This window comes from Citrobacter sp. XT1-2-2 (assembly GCF_023516235.1).
Taxonomy (GTDB): domain Bacteria; phylum Pseudomonadota; class Gammaproteobacteria; order Enterobacterales; family Enterobacteriaceae; genus Citrobacter; species Citrobacter werkmanii.
On the sequence record NZ_CP097324.1, the window covers coordinates 807,888 to 822,936 of the forward strand.

Annotated in this window: 11 protein-coding genes and 1 pseudogene; 9 read left to right on the forward strand and 3 right to left on the reverse strand. The window is 52.6% G+C overall.

Annotation, left to right across the window (positions count from 1 at the left end):
- Nucleotide 1: 1 nt before the first annotated feature.
- Complete coding sequence (gene galP / locus M4I31_RS03970) at nucleotides 2-1,396, reverse strand: galactose/proton symporter (protein WP_069324803.1); 1,395 nt, start codon at nucleotides 1,394-1,396, stop codon at nucleotides 2-4.
- A gap of 402 nt (nucleotides 1,397-1,798) precedes the next feature.
- Nucleotides 1,799-2,953 (reverse strand): methionine adenosyltransferase, encoded by a 1,155-nt coding sequence (metK, locus tag M4I31_RS03975; RefSeq protein WP_006686850.1) that lies wholly within the window; start codon nucleotides 2,951-2,953, stop codon nucleotides 1,799-1,801.
- A gap of 417 nt (nucleotides 2,954-3,370) precedes the next feature.
- Here metK and M4I31_RS24055 point away from each other — a divergent pair.
- The 4 genes and pseudogenes from M4I31_RS24055 to speB form a co-directional block, all read left to right on the forward strand.
- Nucleotides 3,371-3,472: pseudogene (locus M4I31_RS24055) on the forward strand (hypothetical protein); the annotation flags it as partial.
- Nucleotides 3,473-3,730: 258 nt separating this feature from the next.
- Entirely contained in the window at nucleotides 3,731-3,862 is a 132-nt protein-coding gene (gene yqgB / locus M4I31_RS03980; RefSeq protein ID WP_064507034.1) for an acid stress response protein YqgB, read from the forward strand.
- Between the two features lie 8 nt (nucleotides 3,863-3,870).
- Nucleotides 3,871-5,847, forward strand: a complete 1,977-nt coding sequence (gene speA / locus M4I31_RS03985) for a biosynthetic arginine decarboxylase (RefSeq protein WP_085048754.1) — start codon at nucleotides 3,871-3,873, stop codon at nucleotides 5,845-5,847.
- A 164-nt stretch (nucleotides 5,848-6,011) separates the two neighbouring features.
- Nucleotides 6,012-6,932 (forward strand): agmatinase, encoded by a 921-nt coding sequence (gene speB / locus M4I31_RS03990; RefSeq protein ID WP_005123314.1) that lies wholly within the window; start codon nucleotides 6,012-6,014, stop codon nucleotides 6,930-6,932.
- A 185-nt stretch (nucleotides 6,933-7,117) separates the two neighbouring features.
- Here speB and M4I31_RS03995 read toward each other — a convergent pair whose 3' ends face one another.
- Nucleotides 7,118-7,876 (reverse strand): M48 family metallopeptidase, encoded by a 759-nt coding sequence (locus tag M4I31_RS03995; RefSeq protein WP_038633572.1) that lies wholly within the window; start codon nucleotides 7,874-7,876, stop codon nucleotides 7,118-7,120.
- Between the two features lie 279 nt (nucleotides 7,877-8,155).
- On the opposite strand from M4I31_RS03995, the gene tkt reads away from it, so the two are divergent.
- The 5 genes from tkt (at nucleotide 8,156) to fbaA (ending at nucleotide 15,040) form a co-directional block, all read left to right on the forward strand.
- Nucleotides 8,156-10,147, forward strand: coding sequence for a transketolase (tkt, locus tag M4I31_RS04000; protein ID WP_085048755.1), 1,992 nt, complete (start codon nucleotides 8,156-8,158; stop codon nucleotides 10,145-10,147).
- A gap of 312 nt (nucleotides 10,148-10,459) precedes the next feature.
- Entirely contained in the window at nucleotides 10,460-11,329 is an 870-nt protein-coding gene (locus tag M4I31_RS04005; protein WP_085048756.1) for a glycerophosphodiester phosphodiesterase family protein, read from the forward strand.
- A gap of 311 nt (nucleotides 11,330-11,640) precedes the next feature.
- Nucleotides 11,641-12,669, forward strand: coding sequence for an erythrose-4-phosphate dehydrogenase (gene epd / locus M4I31_RS04010; RefSeq protein WP_038633548.1), 1,029 nt, complete (start codon nucleotides 11,641-11,643; stop codon nucleotides 12,667-12,669).
- Nucleotides 12,670-12,708: 39 nt separating this feature from the next.
- Nucleotides 12,709-13,872: a phosphoglycerate kinase gene (gene pgk / locus M4I31_RS04015; protein WP_006686863.1), complete on the forward strand. Its 1,164-nt coding sequence runs from the start codon at nucleotides 12,709-12,711 to the stop codon at nucleotides 13,870-13,872.
- 88 nt (nucleotides 13,873-13,960) lie between these two features.
- Complete coding sequence (gene fbaA, locus M4I31_RS04020; protein WP_038633542.1) at nucleotides 13,961-15,040, forward strand: class II fructose-bisphosphate aldolase; 1,080 nt, start codon at nucleotides 13,961-13,963, stop codon at nucleotides 15,038-15,040.
- Nucleotides 15,041-15,049: the final 9 nt, after the last annotated feature.

Genomic DNA, 15,049 nt, shown 5'->3' on the forward strand with positions numbered 1-15,049 from the left:
ATTAGTCGTGTGCGCCAATTTCGCGCAGTTTACGACCTTTCATCAGGTTACGTTCAATGTGTTCCAGAGAGACGTTTTTCGTTTCCGGGATTAGCCACAGGGTCAGGAAGATGAACAGGACGTTCAGGCCGCCGTAGACCCAGAAGGTGTTAGCGCTGCCCAGCGAGTTCAGCATCGTCAGGAAGGTTGCGCCGACGATCATGTTAGCAATCCAGTTGGTTGCGGTAGAGCAGGTGATGCCGAAATCGCGGCCTTTCAGCGGCTGAATTTCAGAACACAGTACCCAAATCAGCGGACCGGCGCTCATCGCGAAGCCAACGATAAACATCAGCAGCATCAGCACGGCAAAGTACTGGGCGGCAGCGGAGTGGATACCCACATGCATCATGGTGCCCAGCACGCCCATACCTACAGCCATAACGATAAAGCCAAGAATCAGCGTAGGTTTACGGCCCCAGCGGTCAACCAGACCAATGGCGATAAAGGTTGCCAGCACGTTGGTCAGGCCAACGATAACCGTTCCCCACATCTGCTCGGTGGTGTTGGTATAACCCGCCAGTTCAAAGATTTTTGGCGCGTAATACATAATGACGTTCATCCCGGTGAACTGCTGCATCACCTGTAACAGCACGCCAAGGAACACTGCGCGACGGAAGTTGCTGTTTTCTTTAAACAGCGCCCAGCCGCTTTGTTTAACCTGCAGACTCTCACGAATTTCATCCAGTTCGCGTTTGGCCTCAGCGCTGGTATCACGCAGACGCAACAGAACGCGCTCGGCATCGACAAAACGACGTTTAGCTGCAAACCAACGCGGGCTGTCCGGCAGGAAGATAACGCCAATCAGCAGTAACAGAGCAGGGATAATGATTACGCCCAGCATCCAGCGCCATGCGCCGCTATAACTGAACGCGGTATCGGAGAGGTAAGCGCCGAGGATCCCGATGGTGATCATCAACTGATACATCGAGATCATGCTGCCGCGGATTTTTTCCGGTGCGATTTCGGACAGGTACAGCGGCGCGGTATAAGACGCAACGCCAACGGCCAGGCCCAGCAGCACGCGGGAAACCAGTAGCACTTCAACGTTTGGTGCCGCGGCGGAGAACAATGAACCGGCAACAAACAGGATCGCGCCAATCATCAGGCTCTTTTTACGCCCCAGTTTGAAGGAGAGCCAGCCGCTGCCGACAGCGCCTACAGCCGCACCAAACATCATTGAGCTCACCACCCATTCCTGAGTGTGCGGGGTAATTTGAAACTCGTCGGTGATGAACGGTAAAGCACCGGCAATAACACCGATATCCAGGCCAAAAAGTAATCCAGCCAGGGCTGCAAGAAAGCAGACAAAAAATGTCATGGCTTTGTTGGAACGCCCCGTTTTTTTATTGTCAGGCATGATGCCCTCCGGTTGGGTAGCTAGTTTTGTTGATGTTAAGGGTAGGTGAGTACGGGGTAAAAAAATGCGAATCACATCACATTAGTGTAATCGCTTACATTGGTATTCATAGTGATTATTAATTATGACTTTGAAAGATAAGGTTTTTATAAGAATACGATACAGTTATTTGCCTGGAATTAAGACAATACTGAAAAGTAATGTAACAATGATGCACAAGAGATGGCCAGGTTATGTTAATTAGAAGAAGGAGGAAACACAGCTTAATGTAATCGCTTTCATTTTCGTTCAAAAAGAGGATTAATAGCGCTGTTATGGAAAGGGGAGGCAGAGAGAAGATGGGCATAAAAAAGACCAGCCGAGGCTGGTCTTAAGAAGCATAAGCGTTCAGTCGTGACTGAATTACTTCAGTCCGGCAGCGTCACGCAGCAGTTGCGCTTTGTCGGTTTTTTCCCAAGGGAAATGCTCACGACCAAAGTGACCATAGGCTGCGGTTTCTTTGTAGATTGGGTGCAGGAGATCCAGCATCTGAATCAGACCATACGGGCGCAGGTCGAAGAACTCACGCACCAGCAGGGTCAACTGTTCTGAAGGCACTTTTTCGGTACCGAACGTTTCTACCATGATAGAGGTCGGTTCAGCCACGCCGATTGCGTAGGAAACCTGAATCTCACAACGGTCAGCAAGGCCAGCGGCAACGATGTTTTTCGCGACGTAGCGGGCCGCATAGGCTGCGGAACGGTCAACTTTAGACGGATCCTTACCAGAGAATGCGCCGCCACCATGACGAGCCATACCGCCGTAGGTATCAACGATAATCTTACGACCGGTCAGACCGCAGTCGCCCATTGGGCCGCCGATAACGAAACGACCGGTTGGGTTGATGAAGAATTTGGTAGAAGCATTCAGCCATTCAGTCGGCAGTACCGGCTTGATGATCTCTTCCATAACGGCTTCTTGCAGCGATTTCTGATCGATATCTTCAGAGTGCTGAGTCGACAGAACGACCGCATCAATACCGACGATTTTGCCGTCGTCATACTGGAAGGTAACCTGGCTTTTTGCATCCGGGCGCAGCCAGGATAAGGTGCCGTTTTTACGCACTTCAGCCTGACGCTGCACCAGACGGTGAGCATAGGTAATCGGGGCTGGCATCAGCACGTCGGTTTCGTTGGTGGCGTAGCCAAACATCAGGCCCTGGTCGCCCGCGCCCTGTTCCAGCGGATCGGCACGGTCAACGCCCTGGTTGATGTCCGGAGACTGTTTACCAATTGCGCTCAGTACCGCACAAGAGTTGGCGTCAAAACCCATGTCGGAATGCACATAGCCAATTTCGCGCACCGTGTTACGGGTGATCTCTTCGATATCGACCCATGCGCTGGTGGTGATCTCACCGCCAACTAAAACCATACCGGTTTTGACGTAGGTTTCGCAGGCAACGCGTGCTTTCGGATCCTGTTCCAGGATTGCATCCAGCACGGCATCAGAGATTTGGTCAGCGATTTTGTCAGGATGCCCTTCTGATACGGACTCGGACGTAAAAAGGTGTTTTGCCATATTTAATTTCACCTAAGGAGAATTTGGTTAGCTCAAACTGTCGAGTGGGATAGCCATGTGTAGAAGATTCTACCATGAGTCTGCAGATGACGGACACTGGCAGTCTGAGTGTTAATCGGTATAGATGGATTAACATCTGGACGGCTATTTTAGGACAGTTCTTCGCCTGATTTCCAGCTTTTTTTGATTGAGGTCGCATTGTACTGAAAATGTAACTGGAAATTTTTCCTGACGGTGCTGGCAATGTGTGCATTTATCTTTTGCTTTTTCGTACTGTTGTCGGTATAAAACGCGGCGCGCGGCTCATACAAAAAGCACACGACATTTTCATCGTGTTGCCACTTCCAGCCGGGTTAAAACTATAGCTTTGGCTTGTGGGTTCTCCGTGAGGAGCAACCGTGGAGGTGATACGAGATAATGAACCGTTGTATTCTGCTGAATCTGTCGCACCGTTCTGGTGTACATATGTCCCCCGCAATCTGCATCTCTGTTTTGCATACCTGTCGATGTTATATACACAAAATCATTTATGCTGCGTCGAGGCGGCAAATGAATGAGTCCCCTGAACGTACGAGTAGTACGTGACTGGGGCGAATGCGCGTAGCCAACAAAGAGGCTGCATGAAGGATGAAGTGTATACCCATCTCGGCGTATCTCAGGACTCAAGAGCCGGTAACGGTCACTAAGAACTGAACAAGGGCGCTCTTGGTAAACAAGAGTTTTCTCGTGGTTTCGCCGAACTGTCAGCAGTACGTTCGGTTACGTGTTTACAATGATATGAAAAAGAAACCGGTCGCACAGTCGGAGCGTCAGCACTATCTGCTGGAAATTCTGCCTGTATTTGGGTTGTTATCGCGTCTTTGGATTGCGATAGTAGTCAACTGTTTTACACTTGTTAATAAAATTTGAGGTTCGCTATGTCTGACGACATTTCTTTGGATTCGCCTTCGTCAGCAGGCGAACACGGTGTACTACGCTCCATGCAGGAGGTTGCAATGAGTTCCGAGGAAGCCAGCAAGATGCTGCGTACTTACAATATTGCCTGGTGGGGTAATAACTACTATGACGTCAATGAACTGGGTCACATCAGCGTGTGCCCGGATCCGGACGTACCAGAAGCGCGTGTTGACCTTGCTGAGTTGGTGAAAGCCCGTGAAGCGCAGGGCCAGCGTCTGCCTGCTTTGTTCTGCTTCCCGCAGATCCTGCAACACCGACTGCGTTCGATTAACGCCGCGTTCAAACGCGCCCGTGAATCCTACGGCTACAACGGTGACTATTTCCTCGTTTACCCGATCAAGGTCAACCAACACCGTCGCGTGATTGAATCACTGATCCACTCCGGCGAACCGTTGGGACTGGAAGCGGGTTCCAAGGCTGAACTGATGGCCGTTCTGGCTCATGCCGGAATGACCCGTAGCGTGATCGTCTGTAACGGCTATAAAGATCGTGAATATATCCGTCTGGCGCTGATTGGCGAGAAGATGGGCCATAAGGTCTATCTGGTTATCGAGAAGATGTCTGAAATCGCCATCGTGCTGGATGAAGCTGAACGCCTGAATGTCGTTCCGCGTCTGGGCGTGCGTGCGCGTCTGGCGTCGCAGGGTTCCGGCAAGTGGCAGTCCTCCGGTGGTGAAAAATCCAAATTCGGCCTGGCGGCAAACCAGGTACTGCAACTAGTAGAAATTCTGCGTGAGCGCGGCCGTCTGGACAGCATTCAACTGCTGCACTTCCACCTCGGCTCGCAGATGGCGAACATTCGTGATATCGCCACCGGCGTGCGTGAGTCGGCCCGTTTCTACGTCGAGCTGCACAAGCTGGGCGTGAATATTCAGTGCTTCGACGTGGGCGGCGGCCTGGGCGTGGACTATGAAGGTACCCGCTCGCAGTCCGACTGCTCCGTAAACTACGGCCTGAACGAATACGCCAACAACATTATCTGGGCGATTGGCGATGCCTGTGAAGAGCATGGTCTGCCGCACCCGACAGTGATCACTGAATCGGGTCGTGCCGTTACCGCGCATCATACCGTGCTGGTCTCCAACATCATTGGCGTTGAGCGTAGCGAAATTACCGAAGCGACGCCGCCGGCAGACAATGCGCCGCGCTCCCTGCAAAGCATGTGGGAAACCTGGCAAGAGATGCACGAGCCGGGCACGCGCCGTTCGCTGCGTGAATGGCTACACGACAGCCAGATGGACCTGCACGATATTCACGTTGGCTACTCTTCAGGTACCTTTAGCCTGCAGGAACGTGCGTGGGCAGAGCAGCTCTATCTGAACATGTGCCATAATGTGCAAAAACAACTCGATCCGAGCAACCGCGCGCACCGCCCGATTATCGATGAGCTGCAGGAGCGGATGGCGGATAAGATTTACGTCAACTTCTCACTGTTCCAGTCAATGCCGGATGCGTGGGGGATCGACCAACTGTTCCCGGTGCTGCCGCTGGAAGGGCTGAACCAGGCGCCTGAGCGCCGCGCGGTGCTGCTGGATATTACCTGTGACTCTGATGGTGCTATCGACCATTACGTTGACGGGGATGGTATTGCCACCACCATGCCGATGCCGGAATACGACCCGGAGAACCCGCCGATGCTGGGCTTCTTTATGGTCGGCGCGTATCAGGAGATCCTTGGTAACATGCACAACCTGTTCGGCGATACCGAAGCCGTTGACGTGTTTGTCTTCCCTGACGGCAGCGTGGAAGTTGAGCTGTCTGATGAAGGCGATACCGTGGCGGATATGCTGCAGTACGTGCAGTTGGATCCGAAAACGCTGCTGACGCAGTTCCGTGATCAGGTGAAAAACACCGATCTGGACGCCGAGTTGCAACAACAGTTCCTCGAAGAATTTGAAGCAGGGCTGTACGGATACACCTATCTGGAAGATGAATAACGGTAAATTCCCGGTGGCGCTGCGTTTGCGGCGCTCACTTGAATCTGTACAAATTAACGGCGATAATTCGCCGATACAAGTAGTCACGTAAATCAATCCCTTCCTCGTCGGGCTTAACGACGCGGAGGGGATTTTTTTTCACCGATTTTACAAGAGGTCAGCACATGAGCACCTTAGGTCATCAATACGACAACTCCCTGGTTTCTAACGCCTTTGGTTTTTTGCGTCTGCCGATGAACTTCATGCCGTACGATAGCGACGCCGACTGGGTGATCACCGGCGTACCGTTTGATATGGCAACGTCTGGCCGCGCGGGCGGTCGCCATGGCCCGGCAGCAATCCGTCAGGTTTCTACCAACCTGGCGTGGGAGCACAACCGCTTCCCATGGAACTTCGATATGCGCGAGCGCCTGAACGTGGTGGACTGCGGCGATCTGGTGTATGCGTTTGGCGATGCCCGTGAAATGAGTGAGAAACTGCAGGCACACGCAGAGAAACTGCTTTCTGCAGGTAAGCGCATGCTTTCCTTCGGTGGCGACCACTTCGTCACGCTGCCGCTGCTGCGCGCGCACGCTAAGCACTTTGGTAAGATGGCGCTGGTGCATTTTGATGCCCACACCGACACCTACGCTAACGGCTGCGAATTCGACCACGGCACCATGTTCTATACTGCGCCAAATGAAGGGCTGATCGATCCGAACCACTCTGTACAGATTGGTATTCGCACTGAGTTCGACAAAGATAATGGCTTTACCGTACTGGATGCCTGCCAGGTGAACGATCGCGGCGTGGACGACATCATCGCCCAGGTTAAGCAGATCGTCGGCGATATGCCGGTGTACCTGACCTTTGATATCGACTGCTTGGATCCTGCGTTTGCGCCGGGTACCGGTACGCCGGTAATCGGCGGTCTGACGTCCGATCGTGCGATCAAGCTGGTACGGGGTCTGAAGGATCTGAATATCGTGGGTATGGACGTGGTGGAAGTGGCACCGGCTTACGATCAGTCTGAGATCACCGCGTTGGCGGCGGCGACTTTAGCGTTAGAAATGCTGTATATTCAGGCGGCGAAGAAAGGCGAATAATAGTCGGACTATTTTACTCGTCATTTTGGGTCCGGACAGTGCTCGCCATCCTCACGTACTACGTGTACGCTCCGGTGGCTGTGCGCTGGCCGGGCCCAAACTGACTTCGCCAATTACGTCCGATAATGGGATGAAATCTGTAGGCCGGATAAGGCTTCATGCCGCCATCCGGCACTGCTTGAAGATTACTTAATTCCGTCCGCGCTCATGCGATCGCGAATATGCTGCGCACGTTCGGCGGATGCCGGGTGATCGTCAAACATGGAGCTTTGACGTCCGGCTTCCAGTTTTGCCAGTTTCTCAAAGCTGGTGGCTAAGCCTGCCGGATTGATCCCGCGTTTGCGCAACAAATCATACGAGTAATCATCCGCTTCGGATTCCTGACGCTGGGAGAACTGTGAGTTCACCAGTTTCTCGCCAAGATCGCCCAATTGCGACTGCGACAGGCTGCCGACAATGCCGCCAGCGGAGGCCGCCGCTGCACGCACGGCGTTCGTGCCCAGCGCAACCTGCATGCCTTTTTTCACGTGACCCAACGCGACGTGGCCCATTTCGTGGCCGATCACCGCTTCGACTTCGTTATCCGTCATCATATCCATCAGGCCGCTGTATACGCGGATACAGCCGTTCGCCATGGCAAAAGCATTTACATCTTTCGCCATATAGACTTTGTAGTTCACCGGCTGGCCGTTAATGTTATCGCCAAGCGCGGAGGCGATTTTGCCAAGACGCGTTGCATACTCGCTGCCAGCCGGGGCGATGGTAGCTTTGCTGTCCATATCATTACAGGCCTGATCGCTCAGCGCTTTTACCTGAGCATCGCTCAGGCTGTAGGCCTGAAAAGCCTCTGCGCCAGAGGAAAGCAGTCCGTTTGAGTCCATGTTCTGGCAGCCGGTCAATGCCGCCGCCATGCTCGTAGCAAGCAGTAAAGCGCGAATTTTCATTTTTTCTCTTCCGCACAAAGTCAGGATTATTCTAAAAAATGCGTCGTTTGCAGGTAAACCGACGCTCAGCATAAGTATAAAGAAAAGAACAATAAGCGGGCGAGAAGATTGCGCAACATGCGTGCATGATCCAGAGATTTCTGAAGCGGTAAAAGGATGCTCCATGTACATGACACGCGGCTTGGGTTACATTGTTGGCACTTTTTTCCGGCGTAGCCCAAAACGCGCTGTCGTCAAGTCGTTTAGGGCGTGGCCTTCATTATCCGATCTGGAGTCAAAATGTCCTCACGTAAAGAGCTTGCCAATGCTATTCGTGCGCTGAGCATGGACGCAGTACAGAAAGCCAAATCCGGTCACCCGGGTGCCCCGATGGGTATGGCTGACATTGCCGAAGTCCTGTGGCGTGATTTCCTGAACCACAACCCGACTAACCCGTCCTGGGCTGACCGTGACCGCTTCGTGCTGTCTAACGGCCACGGCTCCATGCTGATTTATAGCCTGCTGCACCTCACCGGTTATGACCTGCCGATGTCTGAGCTGCAGAATTTCCGTCAGTTGCATTCCAAAACACCGGGTCACCCGGAAGTGGGTTACACCGCAGGTGTTGAAACCACGACGGGTCCTCTGGGCCAGGGTATTGCGAACGCAGTCGGTATGGCTATCGCTGAAAAAACGCTGGCGGCGCAGTTTAACCGCCCAGGTCATGACATCGTTGACCACTTCACCTACGCTTTCATGGGCGACGGCTGCATGATGGAAGGTATCTCTCACGAGGTATGTTCTCTGGCCGGTACGCTGAAGCTGGGCAAACTGGTTGCGTTCTACGATGACAACGGCATCTCTATCGATGGTCACGTTGAAGGCTGGTTCACCGATGACACCGCTAAGCGTTTCGAAGCTTATGGCTGGCATGTGGTTCGTGGCGTTGATGGTCACGATGCTGATGCGATTAAACGCGCAGTCGAAGAAGCGCGCGCAGTGACCGACAAACCGTCTCTGCTGATGTGCAAAACCATTATCGGTTTCGGTTCTCCGAACAAAGCGGGTACCCATGACTCTCATGGTGCGCCGTTGGGCGATGCTGAAATCGCACTGACCCGCGAACAGCTGGGCTGGAAATACGCGCCGTTCGAAATCCCGTCTGAAATCTATGCTCAGTGGGATGCGAAAGAAGCAGGCCAGGCAAAAGAAGCTGCGTGGAATGAGAAGTTCGCTGCATATGCGAAAGCCTTCCCGCAGGAAGCGGCTGAATTCACCCGTCGTATGAAAGGTGACATGCCGGCTGATTTCGACGCGAAAGCGAACGAGTTCATTGCTAAGCTGCAGGCGAACCCATCCAAGATCGCCAGCCGTAAAGCGTCTCAGAACGCGATTGAAGCATTCGGTCCTCTGCTGCCGGAATTCCTTGGCGGCTCTGCTGACCTGGCACCTTCTAACCTGACTCTGTGGTCTGGTTCTAAAGCGATCAACGAAGATACCGCCGGTAACTACATCCATTACGGTGTGCGTGAATTCGGTATGACCGCTATCGCTAACGGTATCTCCCTGCACGGTGGTTTCCTGCCGTATACCTCTACCTTCCTGATGTTTGTAGAATATGCCCGTAACGCGGTGCGTATGGCTGCGCTGATGAAACAGCGTCAGGTGATGGTCTACACCCACGACTCCATCGGTCTGGGCGAAGATGGCCCGACTCACCAGCCGGTAGAGCAGGTTGCGTCTCTGCGTGTGACGCCAAACATGAGCACATGGCGTCCGTGTGACCAGGTCGAATCCGCCGTGGCGTGGAAATACGGTGTTGAGCGTCAGGACGGCCCGACCGCGCTGATCCTCTCCCGTCAGAACCTGGCACAGCAGGAACGTACCGAAGAGCAACTGGCGAACATCGCTCGCGGCGGCTACGTGCTGAAAGATTGCGCTGGTCAGCCGGAACTGATCTTCATTGCGACCGGTTCTGAAGTTGAGCTGGCTGTGGCAGCGTGGGACAAACTGACAGCTGAAGGCGTGAAGGCGCGCGTGGTTTCCATGCCGTCCACCGACGCGTTCGACAAACAGGATGCCGCTTACCGTGAATCCGTACTGCCGAAAGCCGTTTCTGCACGCGTGGCAATCGAAGCGGGGATTGCTGACTACTGGTTCAAATACGTGGGCCTGAACGGCGCTATCGTCGGCATGACCACTTTTGGCGAGTCTGCTCCGGCTGAGCTGCTGTTTGAAGAGTTCGGTTTCACCGTAGACAACGTTGTCGCGAAAGCAAAAGAACTGCTGTAATTACGGTTACAGATGAAAACGGGTCGCTTAGGCGGCCCGTTTTTTTTGGTACACTGATTGCGGCAGAAAAGTGTGTTAAGCATTTTATCTTTCATCTATTTTTCATTTAATATAAGTGTCCGGCTGAATCTATTATATTTTGTCGATAAAAACTGACGTGAATGCACTGGTTTTTTGTGCGTTTTCATAAATTTGAAATACATTTCAAATTAAATTCATTCATTGCATTTATTATTTGAGTCGGTCTGTATTGAATTTTAATTATTCCGTCTTTTAAGTTCATTTTTATCAATGTCTTTATATTAAGGGAGTATGATGAATATTAAACACGTTAGCGCCGCTTTTCTCCTGTTCTGCGCTGCAGCCGTGGAGGCTGCACCTCAAGTAATTGCACATCGAGGAGGGACCGGGGATGCGCCAGAAAATACCTTACCCGCTATTGAAAAAGCGTTGAATAACCATGCTGATGCCATCTGGATAACCGTCCAGCTAAGTAAGGATGGTGTGCCTGTGTTGTATCGTCCTTCCGATCTTAGCAGCCTGACAAATTTAAAAGGCAAGGTCTCTGAATTTACCGCCGAGCAGCTAGCGAAAGCCGATGCGGCCATTAATTTTGGTACCCCTGACTCCCCTTATCGTAATAAAAATATCGGTATTCCCACGTTGAAACAGGCGCTAACGCGCTGGCCAGATACGTTCTTCTATCTGGATATAAAATCCCCGGATGCAGTACCGGCCGATATTGCCAATGCAATCCACCGCGTTTTGAGCAGCAGCAAGGCGCTACAACGTACGCGTATCTATTCGACGGATTCACGCTTTTTAGCGGCGCTGCCTCCGGATGTGGCCCGTTTCGAAAGCCGGGATATAACGCGTACGTTACTGGCCAATGTTACCATGGGTCACCAGTGCGGAATTACTGCCGAAGATTCTCGGGAGCGCTGGTATGGCCTGGAGCTTCAGAGCCAGGTTGAGGTGGTTGAAAAATTCACGCTGGGAGAGGGGCGCTCTAAAGCAACAATGCGCTGGGATGACGAAGCGATGTCCTGCTTCCGTTCACAGCCGGGCGCACATATCATTCTACTTGGCATCAACGATGCCGAGAGCTACCAGCAGGCTGTGAAACTTGGAGCTGACGGCGTTCTCGTCAATTCTCCATTGATGATTGCCGGGTTGAAATAGCGGTTGTAGGCAATAAGCCATCCGGGGGGAACATTATTCCATCGGATGGCGAGCGTTATTATGACGCTGAGGCAGTTTTAATGGGTGTGTTGCGGTAAAAATGTGACATAAGTCAGATAACTGCGTTCTGTCGCTGGACAATCATTCCTTTTATTCCGCGTTTCGCTTATTCTAGCTGAAGCGTTTCAGTCGATTAAATGTTCGACAATTAACCAATTAGTCGCAGTTTGCGACAGGTAAGGTTTCCCTGAGCGATTTGCTGCATTACTCTGTCTGCCACATCGTTTCTGAGAAATCCTTGCAGGAGACCTATGACCGTACGCGTAGCGATTAATGGTTTCGGTCGCATCGGACGCAACGTGGTTCGTGCTTTGTATGAATCCGGGCGTCGGGCGGAAATCACCGTGGTGGCAATCAACGAACTGGCGGATGCTGCAGGCATGGCGCATTTGTTGAAATATGACACCAGCCATGGGCGTTTTGCCTGGGATGTTCGTCAGGAACGTGACCAGCTCATCGTTGGTGATGACGCGATCCGCATTTTGCATGAGCGAACGCTCGACGCGCTGCCATGGCGTGAACTGGGTGTTGACGTTGTGCTGGATTGTACGGGCGTCTTCGGTAACCGCGAACACGGCGAGGCGCATATTGCCGCCGGTGCAAAAAAAGTGCTCTTTTCACATCCTGGCAGTCCCGACATCGACGCAACGGTTGTATTTGGCGTTAATCAGGATCAGCTGCGCGCTGAGCACCGAATTGTATCCAACGCCTCCTGCACCACGAATTGTATAATTCCCGTCATTAAATTGCTGGATGATGCTTACGGCATTGAGTCTGGTACCGTTACAACGATCCACTCTGCGATGCACGATCAGCAGGTGATTGATGCCTATCATCCTGACCTGCGTCGTACGCGAGCGGCCAGCCAGTCAATTATTCCGGTTGATACCAAACTGGCGGCGGGTATTACGCGAATTTTTCCGCAATTTAACGATCGTTTTGAAGCGATCGCGGTGCGTGTACCGACCATAAATGTGACGGCGATCGACTTAAGCGTGACGGTGAAAAAACCGGTAAAAGCCAGCGAAGTCAACCAGTTGCTGCAAAAAGCAGCACAAGGTGCATTTCATGGTATAGTTGACTATACGGAATTACCGTTGGTCTCTGTAGATTTTAACCATGACCCGCACAGCGCCATCGTTGATGGTACGCAAACGCGCGTGAGTGGTGCTCACCTGATCAAGACCCTGGTCTGGTGTGATAATGAATGGGGCTTTGCTAACCGTATGCTCGACACAACGTTAGCGATGGCTGCTATTGGTTTCAGGCTCGACGCTTGAGCGTCGACAAAACTTTAAGTATCAACGAGAGGATTCACCATGTCTGTAATTAAGATGACCGATCTGGATCTGGCTGGTAAACGCGTTTTTATCCGTGCCGACCTGAACGTACCAGTTAAAGAAGGGAAAGTAACCAGCGACGCGCGTATCCGTGCTTCCCTGCCGACCATCGAACTGGCCCTGAAGCAGGGTGCTAAAGTGATGGTAACTTCCCACCTGGGTCGTCCTACCGAAGGCGAGTACAACGAAGAATTCTCTCTGCTGCCGGTTGTTAACTACCTGAAAGACAAACTGTCTGCTCCGGTTCGCCTGGTAAAAGATTATCTGGACGGCGTTGAAGTCGCTGCCGGTGAGCTGGTGGTCCTGGAAAACGTTCGCTTCAACAAAGGCGAGAAGAAAGACGACGAAGCTCTGTCCAAAAAATATGCGGCGCTGTGCGACGTATTCGTCATGGATGCTTTCGGTACGGCTCACCGTGCGCAGGCTTCTACCCACGGTATCGGTAAATTCGCTGATGTAGCTTGCGCGGGTCCGCTGCTGGCTGCTGAGCTGGACGCGCTGGGCAAAGCGCTGAAAGAACCGGCTCGTCCGATGGTTGCTATCGTTGGTGGTTCTAAAGTTTCTACCAAACTGACCGTTCTGGACTCCCTGTCTAAAATCGCTGACCAGTTGATCGTTGGCGGCGGTATCGCGAACACCTTCGTTGCCGCTCAAGGCCACAACGTCGGTAAATCCCTGTACGAAGCCGACCTGGTTGACGAAGCTAAGCGTCTGCTGACCACTTGCGATATCCCGGTTCCGACCGACGTTCGCGTAGCGACTGAGTTCTCCGAAACTGCGCCGGCGACGCTGAAATCCGTTAGCGACGTGAAAGAAGACGAGCAGATCCTGGATATCGGCGACGCTTCTGCACAGCAGCTGGCTGAAATCCTGAAGAATGCGAAAACCATTCTGTGGAACGGCCCGGTTGGCGTGTTCGAATTCCCGAACTTCCGTAAAGGTACTGAAATCGTTGCTAACGCTATCGCAGACAGCGAAGCGTTCTCCATCGCGGGCGGCGGCGATACCCTGGCAGCAATCGACCTGTTCGGCATTGCTGACAAAATCTCCTACATCTCCACTGGCGGCGGCGCATTCCTCGAATTCGTGGAAGGCAAAGTTCTGCCAGCAGTAGCGATGCTCGAAGAGCGCGCTAAAAAGTAAGCATTTAATGGGCAGGGAAACCTGCCCAATTATTAGCGCGCTTTAGAGCGCGCGCCCTTTCCAAGGCCGAAGATACAGGACTCGCAACATGTCTAAAATTTTTGATTTCGTAAAACCAGGCGTAATCACTGGTGATGACGTACAGAAAGTTTTCCAGGTAGCTAAAGAAAACAACTTTGCTCTGCCAGCTGTTAACTGCGTTGGTACCGACTCCATCAACGCCGTACTGGAAACCGCTGCAAAAGTTAAAGCGCCGGTAATCGTACAGTTCTCCAACGGTGGTGCTTCTTTCATCGCGGGTAAAGGCGTGAAGTCCGACGTGCCTCAGGGCGCTGCAATCCTGGGTGCTATCTCTGGCGCGCATCACGTTCACCAGATGGCTGAACACTATGGTGTTCCGGTTATCCTGCACACTGACCACTGCGCGAAGAAACTGCTGCCGTGGATCGACGGTCTGCTGGACGCGGGTGAAAAACACTTCGCAGCAACCGGCAAACCGCTGTTCTCTTCTCACATGATCGACCTGTCTGAAGAGTCTCTGGAAGAGAACATCGAAATCTGCTCCAAATACCTGGCGCGCATGTCCAAAATGGGCATGACCCTGGAAATCGAACTGGGTTGCACCGGTGGCGAAGAAGACGGCGTGGACAACAGCCACATGGACGCTTCCGCACTGTACACCCAGCCGGAAGACGTTGATTATGCGTACACCGAGCTGAGCAAAATCAGCCCGCGTTTCACCATCGCCGCTTCCTTCGGTAACGTACACGGCGTTTACAAGCCGGGTAACGTGGTTCTGACCCCGACCATCCTGCGCGACTCTCAGGACTATGTTTCTAAGAAACATAACCTGCCGCACAACAGCCTGAACTTCGTCTTCCACGGCGGTTCCGGTTCTACTGCTCAGGAAATCAAAGACTCCGTAAGCTACGGCGTAGTGAAAATGAACATCGATACCGATACCCAATGGGCGACCTGGGAAGGTGTTCTGAACTACTACAAAGCAAACGAAGCTTACCTGCAGGGCCAGCTGGGTAACCCGAAAGGCGAAGATCAGCCGAACAAGAAATACTACGATCCGCGCGTTTGGCTGCGTGCTGGTCAGACAAGCATGATCACCCGTCTGGAACAGGCTTTCAAAGAACTGAACGCGGTTGACGTTCTGTAATTTACGCCG

Coding starts and splice junctions, on each gene's coding strand:
- galP (WP_069324803.1), bottom strand. CDS start 1,396: ATGCCTGACAATAAAAAAACGGGGCGTTCCAACAAAGCCATGACATTT.
- metK (WP_006686850.1), bottom strand. CDS start 2,953: ATGGCAAAACACCTTTTTACGTCCGAGTCCGTATCAGAAGGGCATCCT.
- yqgB (WP_064507034.1), top strand. CDS start 3,731: ATGAAAAAGAAACCGGTCGCACAGTCGGAGCGTCAGCACTATCTGCTG.
- speA (WP_085048754.1), top strand. CDS start 3,871: ATGTCTGACGACATTTCTTTGGATTCGCCTTCGTCAGCAGGCGAACAC.
- speB (WP_005123314.1), top strand. CDS start 6,012: ATGAGCACCTTAGGTCATCAATACGACAACTCCCTGGTTTCTAACGCC.
- M4I31_RS03995 (WP_038633572.1), bottom strand. CDS start 7,876: ATGAAAATTCGCGCTTTACTGCTTGCTACGAGCATGGCGGCGGCATTG.
- tkt (WP_085048755.1), top strand. CDS start 8,156: ATGTCCTCACGTAAAGAGCTTGCCAATGCTATTCGTGCGCTGAGCATG.
- M4I31_RS04005 (WP_085048756.1), top strand. CDS start 10,460: ATGATGAATATTAAACACGTTAGCGCCGCTTTTCTCCTGTTCTGCGCT.
- epd (WP_038633548.1), top strand. CDS start 11,641: ATGACCGTACGCGTAGCGATTAATGGTTTCGGTCGCATCGGACGCAAC.
- pgk (WP_006686863.1), top strand. CDS start 12,709: ATGTCTGTAATTAAGATGACCGATCTGGATCTGGCTGGTAAACGCGTT.
- fbaA (WP_038633542.1), top strand. CDS start 13,961: ATGTCTAAAATTTTTGATTTCGTAAAACCAGGCGTAATCACTGGTGAT.